The sequence below is a fragment of the Microbulbifer sp. GL-2 genome (genome assembly GCF_007183175.1).
Lineage (GTDB): Bacteria > Pseudomonadota > Gammaproteobacteria > Pseudomonadales > Cellvibrionaceae > Microbulbifer.
In genome coordinates, this window is the sequence record NZ_AP019807.1 from 916,880 (window position 1) to 934,858 (window position 17,979).

The following is a 17,979-nucleotide window of genomic DNA, read 5'->3' on the forward strand; positions in this document are numbered from 1 at the left end:
GTAATTAACACATTCTGAACGAATACATCTAGAGGCGAAAATTCAATTAAATAGCTATTTCTTCATGCCATAACTTGGGTCTTAACTATTTTTTTCTGGGCATGGACACTGGAATGCCCTTGGGGCACCTTAAACAAGGGAAGCGTTAGCAGTGCTGACATAAAACCTAGCACAAGCAGGGCAGAAAAAAACATGCCACCAGTAATGACTGCTGCAAGTCCTCTATATATTGCTGCGCTATCACCAGGGTTCAGAACTAGTGGTAAGTTGCCTAATATACAGGTGATAGTGGTTAACATTATGGGGCGAATACGCATATCTACAGCATTCTTTATCGCATCAAATTGTCTAATACCTATATTTATAGCTGCTTGATACTGATTTACTAAAAGAATAGAGTTATTTACCACCAGACCCATTAGCATTACGAAGCCAATCATTGTAATGACATCAAGGTTCTGCGTTACAAATAAATTAAGCAAGCTAAGGCTCAGCATGCCCCCGGCAAAAGATAGTGGTATGGCTAGCAATACCGCTATGGCCAGCTTGATAGAACCAAGGGTAACCGATAGGATCATTGCAAGTACTATTAAAGCAGCAACAAATAAATAGAGAAATTCTTGCAGAAAAATTTTGAGCTCATTTGCACTACCACGAAATTTCACATGCATACCCTGGTATTCCCTCGAACTCATAAACTCCTCCACACTAAGGGTAACGTTATCTACAAAGTCCTTCATCGCCACCTCTGGTGGAGGTGTAAGATTTAGCGAAACACTCACATCTTGGTCGATACGAAGTATGTTATCTGGAGCCAGAGTAATTCTCGCCTCTGTTAATTGATTCAAAGGAACCAAGCCGTGCCCGCCAATCATGATTTCAGTATTAAGTAGCTGCTTAAGATCTTTGGGATCTTCTGACTTTAGATAGAAAGGAAGTGTATTAGTGCCTGTATAAAAACTTCCTAAATATACTCCATCTGTCAGAGTAACAAGATAACGATTGAAGTCGGAAAGGCCGATACCAAAGTATAAAAGCTGCTCCTGATTTGGCTGAAATTCAATACGTACCCCTCGATCATCCAGGGCTGTACCTTCTTGAATTTGTGCATCTGGAAACTCAGAGCGAAGGTGGGTAAGTAGCTCTCGCCCAGCAGACTGCAAAATTGGAAGTTCAGCTCCCTTTATATCTAACTGGCTAACTCGACTGTTTGGCATGGCAAATTGTAGCAGCTGTCCCTGACGGGTAAACACCCGTGCGCCAACTAAATCATGCGTAATTTCAGATTCAATCCAGCTCTTGAACTCATTATACTCCCAATCCCCCTGAGTATAAAAATATAAGTTGCACATTGATGGGTAACACATAATCCCATAGGTAGAAATCTGAGGTTTGCGCGATTCCAATGTCCTCTTAATTCTATTCTGAATGACCGATGCAACCTCCTTTTCAATAACATCCACAGCCTTCGGCTCTTCAAAATTAATATAAGTAGAGACCATAGCTTGCTTTGGTTCTGGCAATACGTCTATGGGTGGCGCAAGAACATAAGTTGTTAGGAGCGACATGGGCAAACAGACAACCAAAGTCACATATGACCACCGCTTTCGAACCGCAGGCAACATGGACCACCTTGCCATCCGGGAAAGAACTCCGCCTGAAGTATACCTTTCCAGCAAAATTTTAGGCGGTAAGTCTTTTAATACATATCGCGCTATTGCCGGCAGCAAAACTAGAGCAAACAACAATGAAGCCAGGAGAGCACTGGTGATGGTGAAAGCTAGATCCATAAACAATTGCCCAGTTGGCGATTGCATGGCAAGGATTGGTAGAAATACGATAACACTGGAAACTGTTGATGACACCAACGCACCTCTAACCGCACGTGTCCCCTGATGAATACTTGTTAAGAGTCCCAATCCTTCCTGCCGAAGCCGCTGAATACTCTCGATTACAATGATTGCAGCATCAACTAATAGCCCAATAGATAACGCAACGCCAGCTAACGAAATAACATTTATACTCTTTCCAGATATATACATTCCAAGCGCAACAAGAGCAATACTAACCGGTATACTTAAGAAAATCAGGGACAATATTCTTAAATCACGTAAAAACCAATAAAGAACAGAACAAGCCAGAAAAACTCCCATAATTAAACTTCCATATACAAGCATCAGAGAGTTTCGAATGCTCTTTGAGTCATCACGGCTAATAGCCACCTCCATTCCCAGTCTCGATAATTCTGAGCCATTCAGGTCAGTAATTACTCGCTTAATTCTATCGATTGAGTCAAGAACGTTGATAGTTTCCATTGGCTGCAGATAGAAATAAAATGCACGATTTCCTTGGAGCGCAAAAAAGCTCCAATCAGATGCCAACCGAGTATGAATAGATGCAATATCCCTTAGATGGATTATGTGTGGCCCACTAATAGCAATAGGCATATTCCGAATCTCATTCAATGGAATATGGCCATTGAAATGTAATCCATATTCTTTAGAACCGATTTTAAGGCTACCCCCGGATCTATCCACCAAGTCATTTAAGCGAGATTGAACTTCATCTATCGTCAATGAATAATTGGCGAGCTTTGTTGGATCAAATTCTATGTCAACCCGCTGCTCCATGGGTGTACCTGCGACTACAACCGAGGCCACTCCAGGTATCTTGCTAAATGCCGGCTGAACATAATCCTGAAACGCTTGAATAATCTCAGTTTCACTTGCTGAATTTTTCGAATATAGAAAGAAGCTAGCAAGTGTTGCTCCAGCACCATTACTAAAATTAAACACACGTGGAAGAGAAACCTGGGATGGCCAATTTGGTACTCGATTGATACGGGAGAGTACATCGATATACATTTGCTCCATATCAGCACCTGCATGAAAATTCATGGTGGTCCATGCGAAACCATTGCTGGTGTTTGTCTGAATCTCCTTAAGATAACCAAGTGAGGATAGCTCCTGCTCCAGTGGCGCGACCAATGCCTGCTCAATTTCATTAGCTGCCTTGCCCGGCCAGGATGTTGCCAGAGCGATCTGGGGTCTGTTGATAGTAGGCAATAATGCATTAGGCAGCTTCAGACCAGCGATAACTCCTAGAACAACCAGCAAGAAACCAAAGCTGATTATGGCCGAACTATACTTCTCAAAAAAATTCATGACCCCGCCTTACTCACTGCTACGACATTTTGGTTCACCTCCAAACCTTCATGCCCTACCACAACCAACAAGTCACCAGGTTTGATTTCGGATTGAATAATGAAGTAAGACGCAAGAGTATCGAGTATGCGAACTGAAACTTTATCTACCTTGTTCTCTTGATCTACAGTCCAGACTTGATGTGAATTCCCAACTAATTTAACTGCATCTGATGGTACCCGAGTAATACTTTCGGTTAATGACATTTTTGCAGCCTGCTCAACCATAGAGACCTGAAATCGCTGCCCCACAAGCAAAGACTCAAACTCATCACTATTTCCATCAAAATATAAAGTCAAATTTTGTGTATTAATGTCAACCGTAACACCAATATCTCGTAAAGATATCAGCTTTCCATGAAGACGAAAGTGAAAATCTGTTAGAGATTTTCCTTTTGGAGCATGCTCTTGCGGAACCTTGCACTCAAACTGTTTCTTTTTAATCGGCAATAACCGAACTATTCTCTGGCCCATGTCCAGCCTCTCCCCTGGACTAGCATCAACTTGCAAAATTTGACCGCTAAATGGGGCAAAGTGCTTTAAGTGTTCAAATCGGTACATATTGGTTTGCAGTTGCTGTTTTAATCGCTGTCTATTTAATCGATAGGTATCCACCTGCAACACCAAATCACCAAGTTGAGATTGAGAGACCATCTCACTAACCCGAAGCGTTTCAAGTCTCGACAACTCATCTTTAGCATGCTTAAGCTGAATCTCGACTAGTTCAAGATCAGTACGAATTATATCTATCTCTCGACTTAAGTAATAACTATCCTGCTCTGCCACCAGCTCTCCAGCATTAACCGTTGAACCAACTGGTTTTACTGTTGTTAGCTGAGCCTGGGCATGGCTAGAGATCTGGTAAGTAAACGGTGTACTGACAGTACAATAAAGGACCTTTTCTACGGCTTGCTCCCACCCTAGTGCTTCTTCAACAATTACTCGTTCAGGATTTGCAGATTGCACGACTGAACTCATAAATAAAACCAGCAACCAACAGCCAGTCATCGTAGACCTGACCAGTACAGTTTTTTTCATTCGTAATCCCTACGTAGCTATTAGACTCTTGAGTAAACAATCTAAAATAAAATCACCTCCAAAAAAGTCACATTAAGTTGAAATCGCATTTGTTACACAGCATGTAAAGGAGCATGCCAAGAAATACTAAAAATACTTAATCGAAAAATCGATGACTAAACAGCAACTACACTCACCCTGCCAGGTGGTCCAACATTAAAATCTTAACTGCGTGGATACTATGGGAGAAACAAGTGCTTAGATAACGCATCTCTGATATTCCAATTATTATGAATAGATGGTGACAGGTAAGTCAGCAAGGTCATTTTGATGCGCCTGCAATAGAAAGTGCTTTGCTTATAATACTGAAAGGGGAAAACCTGCGATAAGTATCCCACAAGTAACTTCTGCCAGGCTTCAAAGCAACCTTATGAAAACCCACAACCCATCAACTAAAAAATTCTATCCCAGACTTATTTGATGAGCAATCAGAACGCATTAAAAAATAAAAGCTATTTATTACGCCCATTGCCTGCGACGTGCATTCTAAGTAGGATCCTCAGAAAAATCTGCGAAAAATCAACTAATTAAGACGAGCTTCTATAAATAACAGCTGACCCTCGAAAACATCCTTACAAGACTTAACTCCCCTTAGAACAACTGGCACAAAACCACCAATTAGAACAAAAATAAAAGATCTGAACCAACATCTATTTTTTGCCTTGACGTAAATACCCCACCTAACTAGCCTGCGAACTTCATTAATATTTACAGAGTTGCAGATCCTTGAGCTTTTGGAAAACACACCCATTTCTGACAAGATTTTTTATTTTTGTCATAACCCCCTCAGTTGCCATCATCGGTATGCTTACTGTGTACTTACGGATGAGCCTTCCTTCAACAAATGCTGAATTTTCCATAAACGGCATATCAAGCAAAGTGGTCATTACACGAACCGGGTTTTCAGTACCGCGTATATCAAGCGGAAAAGACATTGATACCTACTTCGGTCTAGGATTTGTACACGCTCAAGATCGTTTATGGCAAATGGAGATGCATCGGCGTGTCGCTGCAGGTAGGCTTGCTGAGATCTTAGGTGAGGAAGCATTACCCTCAGATATTTTCATGAGAACACTTGGCCTATATAAAAATGCCAAAAACGTTTGGAGGAAACTTCCAGAACGGGAAAAGAAAATCCTCCTGTCATATGTAGGAGGTGTAAATGAAGGCATCGAAAAACTCAACGCTTTGCCTGCTGAATTTGGCGCTTTGCAATATAAACCGGAATTATGGAAGCCTGAAGATTCTCTAGTCTGGATGCAACTCATGTCTTGGAGGCTTTCTGGGAACTATGGATTTGAAGTTCATCGAACTCTTTTAATTCAAGCATTTGGTTTAGAAAAAGCGAATTTGCTGCTACCGAAGGTTGACTCTGTTTCCAGCGAAATTTCAGAGGTTTTTGAAAATTCCAAATTCCATTTCGACCAACTCATAGGATCCTCTGGGGTCACCTACTCCGCTCCGGACAAATACACTGGTAGTAATAGCTGGGTTGTTGCAGGCGAACATAGTAAGAGCGGGAAGCCATTACTCGCTAACGACCCTCATCTTGCTAACACAATGCCTGCCATTTGGTACATGGCTGAGCTTAAGGGAGATAATCTTTCCACCATTGGGGCTACATTTCCAGGTCTTCCTTTCATAGTCATTGGCCGAAATGACTCAATTGCCTGGGGCGTTACAAGTATGCTCGCGGACACTCAGGATATTTTTCTTGAGAAACTAAACCCTTTAAACCGTCACCAATATGAAATTGATGGTGAATTTTTAGACATGGACATCCAGCGGGAAAAAATCTTCATTCGCAAGGATTATTTGAGGAGAAAACCCCGCCCGCATGAAGTTGTGATCCGGAGAACAGTACATGGACCTGTCATCAGTGATGTCACGGGAGAGCTGACGGATTTTGCTTACAGTCTTAGATGGACTGGTGATGATGAAGACGGAGGAACTTTCAGTGCATTTCTAAACTTAAATTATGCATCCAACTGGGATGAATTTCGCTCTGCACTAAAAACTTTTGTAACGCCGATTCATAATTTTTTATATGCAGACAAACAAGGGAATATTGGTTATCTAGCCCCAGGGAATTTTCCTATTCGAAAATTTGGAGATGGCAGTATTCCAACTGCTGGCTGGCTATCAAAGAATTCCTGGCACGGATGGATCCCATTTTCAGACGTACCTGCAAGCTATAACCCAGAAAGGGGTTATATAGTAACAGCTAACAATAAAGTGGTAGATGACACTTACCCGTATCACTTAACCTTTGATTGGGCACCAGATTATCGAGCAGATAGAATCTCTGAAGAGTTATCGCGGCTAATTAAAGAAAAATCATCAGAGATCGATATTGCTGACATGAAGCAATTACAACTTGACCTAAAGTCGCCGGGAAAAAACACTATTCTTCACCATCTAAAGTCATTAAGACCAAGAACAGAAAATCAAACAAAAGTAATTGACATCCTAAAGACCTGGGATGGAAAAATGAGTGGAAGTAGCTCTGCGGCTGCAATATTTGCCGCATGGACAGGACATTATTATAGGCTGTTAATAAAGGACGATATTGATTCTGTAGGATTTGCGCCAATAGCCCGGCGGAGTCTCTCGCGCCTGGAAAACAACATCCATCTTGAGCTATTGGAGGAAATCTTCGAAGATAATATTCAATCTGAAATTTGCGACCATAAAAGTACAGCTTCGGTAGAGTCTTGTGATGACATTCTATATATCGCATTGAATCATGCAATCAATGAGTTAACTAACCGCTTTGGAGAATCGCCCGATCAGTGGACATGGATGGACATTCATAGAAATCAGTTCCCACACTTTCCTTTCAGTGATAGTTATTTAGCTCCATCAAATCCATATACAGAAGACAGCATTCTTCACGGCCTATTTCATCGTGAAGTTAAAGCTGGGGGAGGAATCGAAACGGTAAATATTGCCCCATACGGACTCGGTGATCGAAATCGGTATCTGCAATTCTACGGTCCCGGATACAGACAACTTATCGATTTAGGAAAGCCGAATCAAAGCTTGTTCAGCAACGCAACCGGCCAAAGCGGAAACCCAATAAGTCGTCACTATGATGATTTGCTTATTCCTCACGCCGAAGGTCGCTATCTACCAATGAATACCGAGAACTCTTCAGGGGCTCTAAGCTTTCAACCAGCTGGCAAGGAGGCTCAATAATGGAATTACGTCGTTTGACTGACCTGTATTGGAACCTATCGCCAAATCTATTTTTTATATCAATATTACTCGGCATTGTTACTGGGGCATGCTACTCACTACTTGTTCCATTTATTATGTATGCGGTTTCAAGTGACATGAGTTATTGGGGACAGCTTGAGATTGAAAACTATTCTTTCTTCCAATCCCCAACCTCCCAGCTAGCAATATTCTTTGCTGCAGCTTGTGGATTGTTGATTGTCTTTAGAACTAGTTCACTAGTGCTATCAACATATGTTGCAAAAAAAGCTTCAATGCAACACCGATTACATTTGTATCAAAGAATCAATGCTCTACCTTATGCTGACTTAGAGAGGATTGGACAGCCTCGTTTAATCAATATCATAAATATTGATATTCCTGCGATTAACGTAGCAGCAACTAATTTGCCGATGATTTGGGGGCATATCGTCACTATTCTTGGTATTTTGGCTTATATCGTCTACCTTGATTCTCGCGTATTTACATTCTGTGTTCTTAGCCTCTTGATAGGAATAATTACATACCAAATACCTATTGCACTTGCCGCTCGATTATTCGCTAGGTCTCGTGAATATCATGACGCCGTTCAAACAGGTGTAAAAGGCCTAATAGCTGGAGCCAAAGAATTAAAATTAAACAAGTTAAAGGCGAAAGATTTTTTTCAGCATGATTTAGACAGGCCTGAACGCCTCGCGTTTCGTGAGGTCATCAGAGGATACGTACTTCATGCATTTGCCGTGAATTATGGTGGAATTATCTCATTTATTGTAATTGGAGTAGCAGTATTTCACCTCCCATACATATACCAAATTGATCAATTTGAACTATTTGGAATTGTTATGGCACTGCTCTACCTAACCGGACCAGTTGGATCCATCTTAATTTCAATGGACTCCATTCAACAGGGGCAAGTCTCACTAAAAAAGGTGAAAGCGTTCTATCTTGAGCTGTCAGAAGAATCAATAGGAACCAACAAGAATATCACTCCCAACTGGACCGTATTAAATGTTAGAGATCTGACATATATTTATGGAGTTGATTTTGATGGGTTTGGACTTAAACCAATAAATGTTACTTTTCGTAGAGGTGAGATTAATTTTATTGTTGGAGGGAATGGCTCCGGCAAATCAACCCTGAGTAAGTGCCTATCACTTCATTACCTTCCAACTTCTGGACAAATTGAATTTGACGATGAACTAGTCAATAGTGACTCTTTACAATCTGCCCGAGAGAATATCTCTGTTATCTACTCAGATTACCACCTATTTAAGAGACTTCATGCAAAAAAACTAGATCCAGATTGGGTTCAATCCTATCTTGAATACTTAGAACTAGATGGAAAGGTGAAGTTTAACGGTAATGAAGTTGATTCTTTACTTCTCTCCGATGGGCAGAAAAGGCGAATGGCATTATTAGCCCTACTTTTAGAGGATAGACCTATATGTATATTTGATGAGTGGGCTGCAGACCAAGACCCTCGTTTTAAAAATATTTTCTACTCAAAAATACTCCCCGATTTAAAAGCCCGGAACAAACTGGTTATCGTCATATCTCATGATGAACGCTACTTCAGTCATGCTGATAGAATAATTCACATGGCAAATGGGGGCATTGAACGTATTGAAGAAAATTGTAGCTCTGCTAAAAACCTTGATCTTGTAAACTAAATATATAATACGCCATGTCAATCGATTCATCAGATAAGCCTAGTGGAAACTCTCACACATTTGAGCTGTTACCTGCTCAAAAAGATATATTTCTTGATCAGCAAGTGTTCAAAGATGTACCTCTATATAATATCGGTGGCTATGTAGAATTTAGAGGCAACCTTGATATCGATTCTCTTATCTCAGCTCACCATATACTAATGAGTTCAGCTGATATATTTTCATTACGAGTCCGGGCATCTACACAGGGGGTTGAGCAATTCAGCTCTACGCCACCTGATAAATTGGATTTTAAGGATTTTTCTCGAAATGATGACCCCCAATCAGCTGCACTGTCACACATCACCATCAGCTACCAGAAACCGTTTTCTTTAGACGGCCCCTCCCTATTCCGAATAGGAATTCTACATCTTGAAAAGAATCGTTATTGGTATTATGGAATTGCCCACCATGTACTACTGGACGGCTGGGGATTTTCAAACTGGGTACAGGCACTCACCAATATATATAACCAGATTTCCGAAAATAGGGAATGTGACTATTCAAACATCCCCTTTCTCTCAATCCTACCCGATGAAATGGAGTATTTAGAGTCCCATCGTTATAAGAATGACCGAAAATACTGGCTCGATAGATTTTCAAACTTTCCCCAGAAGTTAATGAATGAAAAGTATCCTCACGCACGTACAGGATTAACAGCTAAAAGTGGAAGAGTTTTACGCCAGATAGATCAAGAAAGGTTTTCCATACACCGTGAGTATGCCCAGTCTCAGGGTGTAAGCGTAGTACAACTCTATTTGGCTGCTTTATATATATATTACTCCTGCACTACAGGAAATGATGATATTGTCTTTGGCATTCCTATTCATAATCGACGTAGTCAGATCTCAAAAAAAGTTATTGGTACATTACTAAGTGTATGCCCTACTCGCTTAAAATTTTCTCCCTCGCAATCTGGAAGAAATTTAATTGCAGGAATACTTAAGCTCCAAAGGCAAGATCTACGGCACCAACGTTACCCTATAAGCCATCTGTCATCAGATTTGGAATTGCGCAGTAAAGGCCTAGCTAGACTCTTTGATGTAAGCTTTAACTATCAATTACTCGACTATTCTGTTCAGATTCCAGGCCTCTCCGTTAAAACAACTTACTTAACGAATAACTTTGAACAGACTCCTCTCACCTTTACAATTTGTGATTATGGGCAGCAACAAGACATTGAGCTACAACTGGATTTTAACCATGTATACATGAACCAGGTGGAAGCCAATTTAATGATGTCCAGATGGCTTTCTATTGTTGAGCAGCTAATCGAGAACGATGAGTGTGCAATCTGTGATTACCAATTGGTTAGTGCGGATGATTGGAAAATTCTTAAATCAGTTAATCCTCCACCTACTCCCATAACTAGCGACCTACTATCTTTGCTGGAAGCCCAGGCTTTGAGGTATCCACACCAGTCAGCAGTAGAGTTTGAGGGAGGAGAGCTAACTTATCGTGCACTCATTGATAAAGTGGACAATATGGCAGCAAACCTTCTTGACTTTGGAGTGAGCTCCGGAAGTCGAGTAGGCGTTTGCCTTCCCCGCTCAAGCGATTTACTAATTGCTTTTCTTGCAGTACTTAAGGCTGGTGCATCTTATGTCCCTTTGGATCCTGAATTCCCGGAAAAACGATTGTTTTTGATGGATGAAATTGCACGACTTAACTTAGTTATCTCTGATAATAGCAATAAAGAGAATGTGGGCTCTATTAACTTTGGGGATGATCGAAGAGTCATAAGTATCGGGTCATTAAAAGAAGGCCGGAGTCAAGGTAGAAATATTTTTCCAACCCGCAAAGCAGACGATGCAGCCTATATCTTATTTACGTCCGGTTCGACCGGTGTTCCAAAGGGCGTAGAAGTCACCCACGAAGCCCTTATTAACTTCCTCCTCAGCATGAAGCAAAATCCAGGGTTCAGCGGCTCTGATCGTTTGCTTGCAGTTACTACTACATCTTTTGATATTGCCGGTTTAGAGCTTTATCTCCCGCTAATTTGTGGTGGCACCGTCGTAATCGCTAGTTCAAGCTCAGTTAAAAGTGGCCCATTATTAAGTGAGCTTATTAGGGCAAAGAAAATTTCCGTTATGCAAGCAACTCCTGCAACTTGGAAAATGATGTTAGAAGCAGGTTGGGAGGGATCTGGGAAACTTAAGATTCTTTGCGGAGGGGAAGCACTTCCTGGGTCTCTGGCTAGCAACCTCTTACAGCGATCACAATCATTGTGGAATATGTATGGACCTACCGAAACTACTATTTGGTCTAGCGTTAAAAGAATTGAACACGAAAACAATATCAACATTGGACATCCAATCCAAAACACTACGGTTTTTGTCTTAGATGACAAAAGACGTCAAGTGCCGATTGGTGAGCGTGGAAAGCTCTATATTGGTGGTAAAGGTTTAGCTAAAGGTTATTTCGACCGACCTGATTTGACTGCTGAGCGCTTCTCAAACTGGAATGACCGTGACGGACGTCAGCATTATCTCTATAACACAGGAGATCTAGCCCGAGTCAATGAAAAAGGAGAACTCGAGTATCTCGGACGAAACGATTTCCAAATCAAACTTCGGGGTTATCGAATCGAGGTCACAGATGTAGAGGCAAGCATTATTTCTTTCCCGGCAGTGACAGACTGTCTAGTCGACCTAAGACAGCGTGTTACAGATCCTAGCACTGAGTTTCTTGCCGCATATTACACAGCAAACAGAATCATAGATGATCAGGAGCTGCGCAGTCATCTTTCTGAGCGGTTGCCTGCTTACATGATTCCAACGGCATTTGTCCCTCTTAATAGTTTTAAATTAACTTTGAACGGCAAGAAGGATCGAACTGCCTTACCACAACCAAGTGCAAATAATTTAATACGCCGTCAACGGCGTAAACCTAACGATGAGCTGGAAGCAAAGATTGTTAAGGTTTGGTTAGAAATTCTTGGGGTTGAAGAGATTTGTGTTGAGCAAAATCTATTTGAACAAGGTGTTACTTCCTTGGACATGGTACGGGCAGGTAAGATTTTAGAAGAGCGTTTTGATAAATCTCTTACAACTGTCAATCTTTTTGAATATCCAAACATTAGAGCTTTAGCTCAGCATTTTAATAATTCTTCTCAAGACCAAGAGAGCACAGCTCCAGAAACTAAGAAGGAAAACAAATTGCTGGCTAGAAGAGCAAGGGTGAGTGATGAAGCATCAATATAGTGAAACAGGATTGGAAGTTGCTATTGTCGGTATGGCGGGGGAATTTCCTGAAGCTGATAGCTTGGAATCCTTTTGGTCTAATCTGTGTACTGAAACGGAGTGTATACGGTTTTTTGACCCAGATGATCTAGTGGCCGCAGGAATACCAGAGCACGTAGTACGCGATGAGAGCTTTGTGCCAGCTAAAGGGGTTGTTCCTGGGCTATTTGAGTTTGATGCCGAGTTTTTTGGTTATAGCGCGCGTGAGGCGTCTGTTATGGATCCACAAATGCGTCGCTTTCATCAGCTGGCTTGGCATGCACTAGAAAATGCGGGTTATGCGCCAGACGCGCCAGGTTGCTCAGTTGGAATTTGGGCTGGTGCCGGTGATAACTCTATTTGGATAAGCCGATTCCTAAGAGAGATGTCAAACAGCTTTGCAAGAAAATATGAGATTTCTACCTTAACCGCGCGAGAATTTCTTTGTACTCGAATTGCCTATAAGCTCAACCTAAAAGGACCTGCAGTAACTGTCCAGACTGCCTGCTCTACTTCTCTCGTAGCACTACACAGTGCCGTAACGGCGCTACTTGCTGGTGAATGTGATATGTCTCTGGCCGGTGCGGTAGCTATTCATCCGAATGATGTAAATGGGCGAGCAGATAAAGGCGGCTACAGCTTTCAGGAAGGAATGATACTCTCTCCGGATGGTCACTGCCGACCCTTTGACATAGAAGCACAGGGAACAATTCCCGGTGATGGGTTGGGCATGGTGGTACTCAAGCGTCTGGATGATGCACGCCGTGATAACGATACAATCCTTGCTGTAATTAAGGGTACAGCAATCAATAATGATGGCAATCTCAAAGCAGGATTCACTGCACCAAGTGTAGATGGACAAAGCCGAGTTATCCATAGTGCTATGCGTGCAGCAGAAGTTGAGCCTGAAACGATCAGTTATATTGAAGCTCATGGAACGGGAACACCGCTTGGTGATCCAATTGAGATAGAAGCTCTCGGGCGCGTATTTGGGAAGACAAAGGAAAATCGTCGAATTGGTTCAGTTAAATCGAACATAGGTCATTTAGACGCGGCTGCCGGAATGGCAGGTTTGATCAAAACGGTATTGGCAATGCGCCATAAGTTACTCCCACCGAACCTTCATTATAATAAGGCCAATCCAAAAGCCAATTTATTAGGAGCTGGGTTTAACGTCAATAGTGAGTTAACTTCGTGGAATAATGAAAAATACCCTCTACGAGCTTGTGTAAGTTCCTTTGGCATCGGAGGCACTAATGCACATACAATTCTTGAGGAGTATCTTGTCAATGAGACAACTGAATGTTCTTCTGGCTGGAAAATATTACCATGGTCAGCAAAATCTGAGGAGTCACTAAATGTTTGGTCAAATCTACTAGCAGATCACCTCGAAAGTGAACCTGCGTTAAGGTTGAATGATTGTGCTTATACACTATCTACAGGCCGAAGCCATTTTGAACATAGACGTATACTTATTACAGATAGTCGAGAGAAAGCAATATCAATACTTCGCGAAGAATCCTCTCCACATATACTCTCAGGCCGAGCTGGAAGTCGTCGTCGCAAAATTACTTTTCTATTCCCAGGTCAAGGCTCTCAATATGCAGGTATGGGAGCAGACATTTATCATCAACTACCAGAATATCGTGAACATGTAGATAGTTGCCTTTCATTATTGGCCCCATCGGTCTGTGCGGAATTAAAGCCTTTCCTTACGAATAGCGAAGCCACGGAACAAGCTATTGACATCAGCAACACACGTCTTGCTCAACCACTATTGTTTATCGTTGAATACGCTTTAGCACAGACTTTCATTTCCTGGGGAATCGAGCCGGATAATATGATTGGCCACAGTATTGGGGAATATGTTGCAGCCTGCGTTTCCGGAGCTATTCCCCTCAGCGAGGCATTAGAGATCGTTGTCCAGCGGGGATCGCTTATGGCGGAAGCTGAACCCGGAGCAATGCTCGCGGTTAACCTTGATCATTACGCACTAAAAAGTTATTTATCTCATGAACTGGAACTTGCTGCCATAAATAGTAGTGATCTATCAGTTGTATCTGGTACTATTTCCGCTATCGAACATGCGCAGGTAAGGCTCGAAACTGAAGGGGTTTCAGTTACAAGGCTAAAAGTATCACACGGTTACCATAGCCACCTTATGGAACCAGTCCTTGACCGTTTTTCAGCAGTAATTCAAGACCGCTCTTTTAATGATATTAATATTCCTTATTACTCCAATATTTCAGGCCAGTTAATTTCAACCAAGGAAATAAAACAGACAAATTATTGGATACAACATTTACGCTCCACAGTAAACGTGGCCAACCCAATTAGTGAAGCGCTTGATGATGAAGAGAGAATTTTTCTTGAAGTAGGACCAGGTCGCACACTTACCACATTTGTACGTAAACATAGTAAGTTCAATTCATCCAATCGACTTATTAATACCATCCCTCCAGGCAATACAAATGGAGATAACACTCAGCATCTATTAATGGCGATTAGCAAGCTATATTTAGCTGGTGTTTCTATCGACTGGAAAAATTTCTATCATCGCGATCAGAACAAGCGTATTCCTTTACCCGGGTATGTATTCAAAAAAACAGAATTTATACCTGAGCCCATTGCAGAGGTAACAGAACTTTCAGATTTAGCGGGCGACCGACGTGTAGTTAGGCTGTATGAACCACACTGGCAACGCCGCCCTATTTCTTTGGGAGATCTATCAAGGGATAGATCACGCACGTATATTATTTTCCGAGACACCTATGGCCTTACAGAATTAATAGAACAGCAACTGATTAACAAGGGCTGCCGAGTAATTCCAGTAGAAAAAGGAGAGGCGTTTAATAGAACGGCAGATGGCGCCTACACAGTAGGAACCGGAAACGCTCACGATTATACTCTATTAATTGAAGAAATTGGTCGCTTACAAATCGAAGTACATGAAATCATTCATGCCTGGTCAGTAGATAGAGCAGGGAACAAATCCACTAACGAATTGTCTGAAGACAGTTTTTACAGCTTATTGAACCTAGCAAAAGCCTTAGCTGAACTTTCTACTAGCGAGAATGTATTAATTTCTATTTTGGCAACCGAATTGTTTTCCATCTCTGGTGATGAGGATATTGTCGCAAGCAAGGCCCTACTCACAGGACCATTACGAGTTATTCCTCATGAGGTTCCGCACCTGAATACTCGGGTTATTGAGTTTAACCAAAATGCCTTAGAGAGGTCGAACAACTCAGAATTGCTTCGTAGTTTGGTTCGTGAACTGGAAACTGATAAGTTTCCTCAGCAGGTCGCATACCGTGGGAGAAATCGCTGGGTAAGAGAGTATCGTCCAATACCAGCTAATAAAGAACAAGCAAAGTCATCGGAAGGGGTAAGTTTACGAATTGGCGGTACCTACTTAATTACAGGAGGGTTAGGTGATATCGGGATCGCCAAAGCTAAACATATTGCTAAAAATGGCCCTGTTAATCTAATTCTTACCACTCGCCGTCCTATTTCTGACTGGAGGCGTGGCGGCAAAAATCCTTCACATACAATTTCTAGCAGTATTGTTACTGAGCTACTCGAGTTAGAGAAATCTGGAACAACAGTAGATATTTTAACTGCCGACGTTACCTCTCACAATGATATGGTGCGAATTCGCAGGCATATTGAATCGGTATTTGGCGTACTGAATGGTATTGTGCATTGTGCTGGCTTACCTGGAGACGGCAGCTTATTGCGTAAAGAACGGGAAGCTATGGACGCTGTTTTGGCGCCCAAGACTATCGGTGCAACGATTCTTTCCAAAACATTCTGCGATATGGATCTTGATTTTGTACTTTTTTGCTCATCTATCACTGCAATTCTAGGAGGCTTTGGTCAGGTTGACTATTGTGCAGCAAATGCTTACCTAGATGCTTTTGCCTTAAATAGCGGGTTTAATAATCGTACCCGTGTCATCTCTGTGAACTGGGATACTTGGTCGGGTATGGGCATGGCGGCGCAAGATTTCAAGAGAAAGCCCAAAGAGCTTTCTGAGATGAGTTCGTCCGGTAAGCTTCTTAGTCATGACCAGCACAAATTTGTCTTTAGTCAAATTCTTTCAGCCAATGATACGTGGGCACTACGGGAACATTGGATTCTAGGAAAAGCAACTTTACCTGGGGCCTTCTATATTGATGCGGCGACATCTGCTCTAAAACTTGCGGGTTATACAGGTGAGCTCAAATTCTCAGATATTTTGTTCCTTTCCCCTCTCCTGCTTAATGAAAATGAAGCTACTGAGATCAAGCTGAAATTTCAACGTAATACCCAAGGATTTGAATTCACCGCAGAGAGTTCTCAGGCTCATCATGTGCGGGGACAAGTAGCAATCAATCCACAGTCATTGCCTATTGCCCAAGGCATAGATATACCTAAACTTCGTTCATTATGTAGCGAGCGCGTGATTGATGATGCGATGGAAATCGCACACTTGGGTAAAATAACATCTAAAGTCGACGGCACCCGACAGTCTGAGCTGGTTGAATTTGGACCACGCTGGAAAAATATTCAAGAAATCCGGTTAGAGGGAGGGAGAGGACTTGCCCGGATGCGTCTGTCGGATGAGTATATCCATGATTTAACAGAACATCGTCTTCACCCTGCTCTCTTAGACGTTGCGACAGCTTTTCTACGCCCGTTCCATCAGGAAGGTATTTTTCTACCCCTCTCCTATGGAAAACTTACTCTGTACAAGGATCTTCCTCAGTCTTTCTACAGCTATGCAAAACTATCTACTAGCGGAGGATCAAATGATAAAGGGATTCTTGATTTTGACATAGAGTTTTATTCTGAGGACGGGAATGTTATTGCAGTCATTGAACATTTCACTTTACGTGAAATTAATCAGGAAAGTATTCGCGCAGCAGCGGCTAACGGTAACCGCAACCTTTCTGAAGAACAAAACAACCCACTAGTTACATCAGGGCTCTCACTTGAAGAGGGCTTAAACGGGTTTGATCAGGTTCTAACATTTGGAGCACCTTCAGTCGCAGTTGCATACGAGGACATTGATCCCCGAATTACAAGATATGATAATTTTCTCAAGGATAAAAGCCAGCATAAGATCCAAAGGAGCGCAAGGCCGGATCTAGCAAGTGCTTACGTGAAGCCTAAATCTAAAATTGAAATAGCCCTAGCTGAAATTTGGGAGGAACTACTCGCCATTGATGGAATAGGCATATACGACAATTTTTTTGAGCTAGGAGGCGATTCCCTCCTTCTTGTTCAACTTCATAAGTTAATTAAAGCCCAACTATCGACTCAGCTATCTATCACAGAGCTTTACGACTTCCCAACAATCACCACCCTAGCTCAAGCAATGGAAACTCCAAGGGAAGAAAAAAACAAGCAAAAAGCAGAAGCTACTCGGGTCCGGGCCAAGCAGCAGAAGGCCGCGCGGGCAAGACGCAAGCCGAGAAAAAACTAGCTTAATTATTCTGGCAAAACTTGCGTCGGCTCTATTTGAGTCATGCAGTTCCTATATCCGAATTTAACAATTATAAGGCTTAAA

Annotated in this window: 6 protein-coding genes; 4 read left to right on the plus strand and 2 right to left on the minus strand. The window is 42.0% G+C overall.

Going from position 1 to position 17,979, the window contains the following annotated elements; all coding sequences use genetic code 11:
- Positions 1-62: 62 nt before the first annotated feature.
- Positions 63-3,164, minus strand: coding sequence for an efflux RND transporter permease subunit (locus GL2_RS04160; RefSeq protein ID WP_143729434.1), 3,102 nt, complete (start codon positions 3,162-3,164; stop codon positions 63-65).
- Complete coding sequence (locus GL2_RS04165; RefSeq protein WP_143729435.1) at positions 3,161-4,240, minus strand: efflux RND transporter periplasmic adaptor subunit; 1,080 nt, start codon at positions 4,238-4,240, stop codon at positions 3,161-3,163. Before GL2_RS04165 ends, GL2_RS04160 begins: the two co-directional genes overlap by 4 nt.
- A 765-nt stretch (positions 4,241-5,005) precedes the next feature.
- On the opposite strand from GL2_RS04165, the gene GL2_RS04170 reads away from it, so the two are divergent.
- Genes GL2_RS04170 through GL2_RS04185 form a run of 4 tightly spaced genes read left to right on the plus strand, consistent with a single transcriptional unit; the run spans position 5,006 to position 17,895 of the window.
- A complete protein-coding gene (locus GL2_RS04170; RefSeq protein WP_143729436.1) occupies positions 5,006-7,477 on the plus strand; it encodes a penicillin acylase family protein in 2,472 nt (823 codons plus the stop codon).
- Positions 7,477-9,165 carry a cyclic peptide export ABC transporter gene (locus GL2_RS04175; protein WP_143729437.1) on the plus strand — a complete coding sequence of 563 codons (1,689 nt, stop codon included), beginning with the start codon at positions 7,477-7,479 and terminating at the stop codon, positions 9,163-9,165. Before GL2_RS04170 ends, GL2_RS04175 begins: the two co-directional genes overlap by 1 nt.
- Positions 9,166-9,179: 14 nt before the next feature.
- Positions 9,180-12,407: a non-ribosomal peptide synthetase gene (locus GL2_RS04180; RefSeq protein ID WP_143729438.1), complete on the plus strand. Its 3,228-nt coding sequence runs from the start codon at positions 9,180-9,182 to the stop codon at positions 12,405-12,407.
- Positions 12,391-17,895 carry a type I polyketide synthase gene (locus tag GL2_RS04185; RefSeq protein ID WP_232053823.1) on the plus strand — a complete coding sequence of 1,835 codons (5,505 nt, stop codon included), beginning with the start codon at positions 12,391-12,393 and terminating at the stop codon, positions 17,893-17,895. The genes GL2_RS04180 and GL2_RS04185 overlap by 17 nt, the downstream gene beginning before the upstream one ends.
- Positions 17,896-17,979: the final 84 nt, after the last annotated feature.

Excerpts from the sequence above, each read along its gene's own strand:
- GL2_RS04180 (WP_143729438.1), top strand. The coding sequence starts at position 9,180 with ATGTCAATCGATTCATCAGATAAGCCTAGTGGAAACTCTCACACATTT.
- GL2_RS04185 (WP_232053823.1), top strand. The coding sequence starts at position 12,391 with ATGAAGCATCAATATAGTGAAACAGGATTGGAAGTTGCTATTGTCGGT.
- GL2_RS04160 (WP_143729434.1), bottom strand. The coding sequence starts at position 3,164 with ATGAATTTTTTTGAGAAGTATAGTTCGGCCATAATCAGCTTTGGTTTC.
- GL2_RS04165 (WP_143729435.1), bottom strand. The coding sequence starts at position 4,240 with ATGAAAAAAACTGTACTGGTCAGGTCTACGATGACTGGCTGTTGGTTG.
- GL2_RS04175 (WP_143729437.1), top strand. The coding sequence starts at position 7,477 with ATGGAATTACGTCGTTTGACTGACCTGTATTGGAACCTATCGCCAAAT.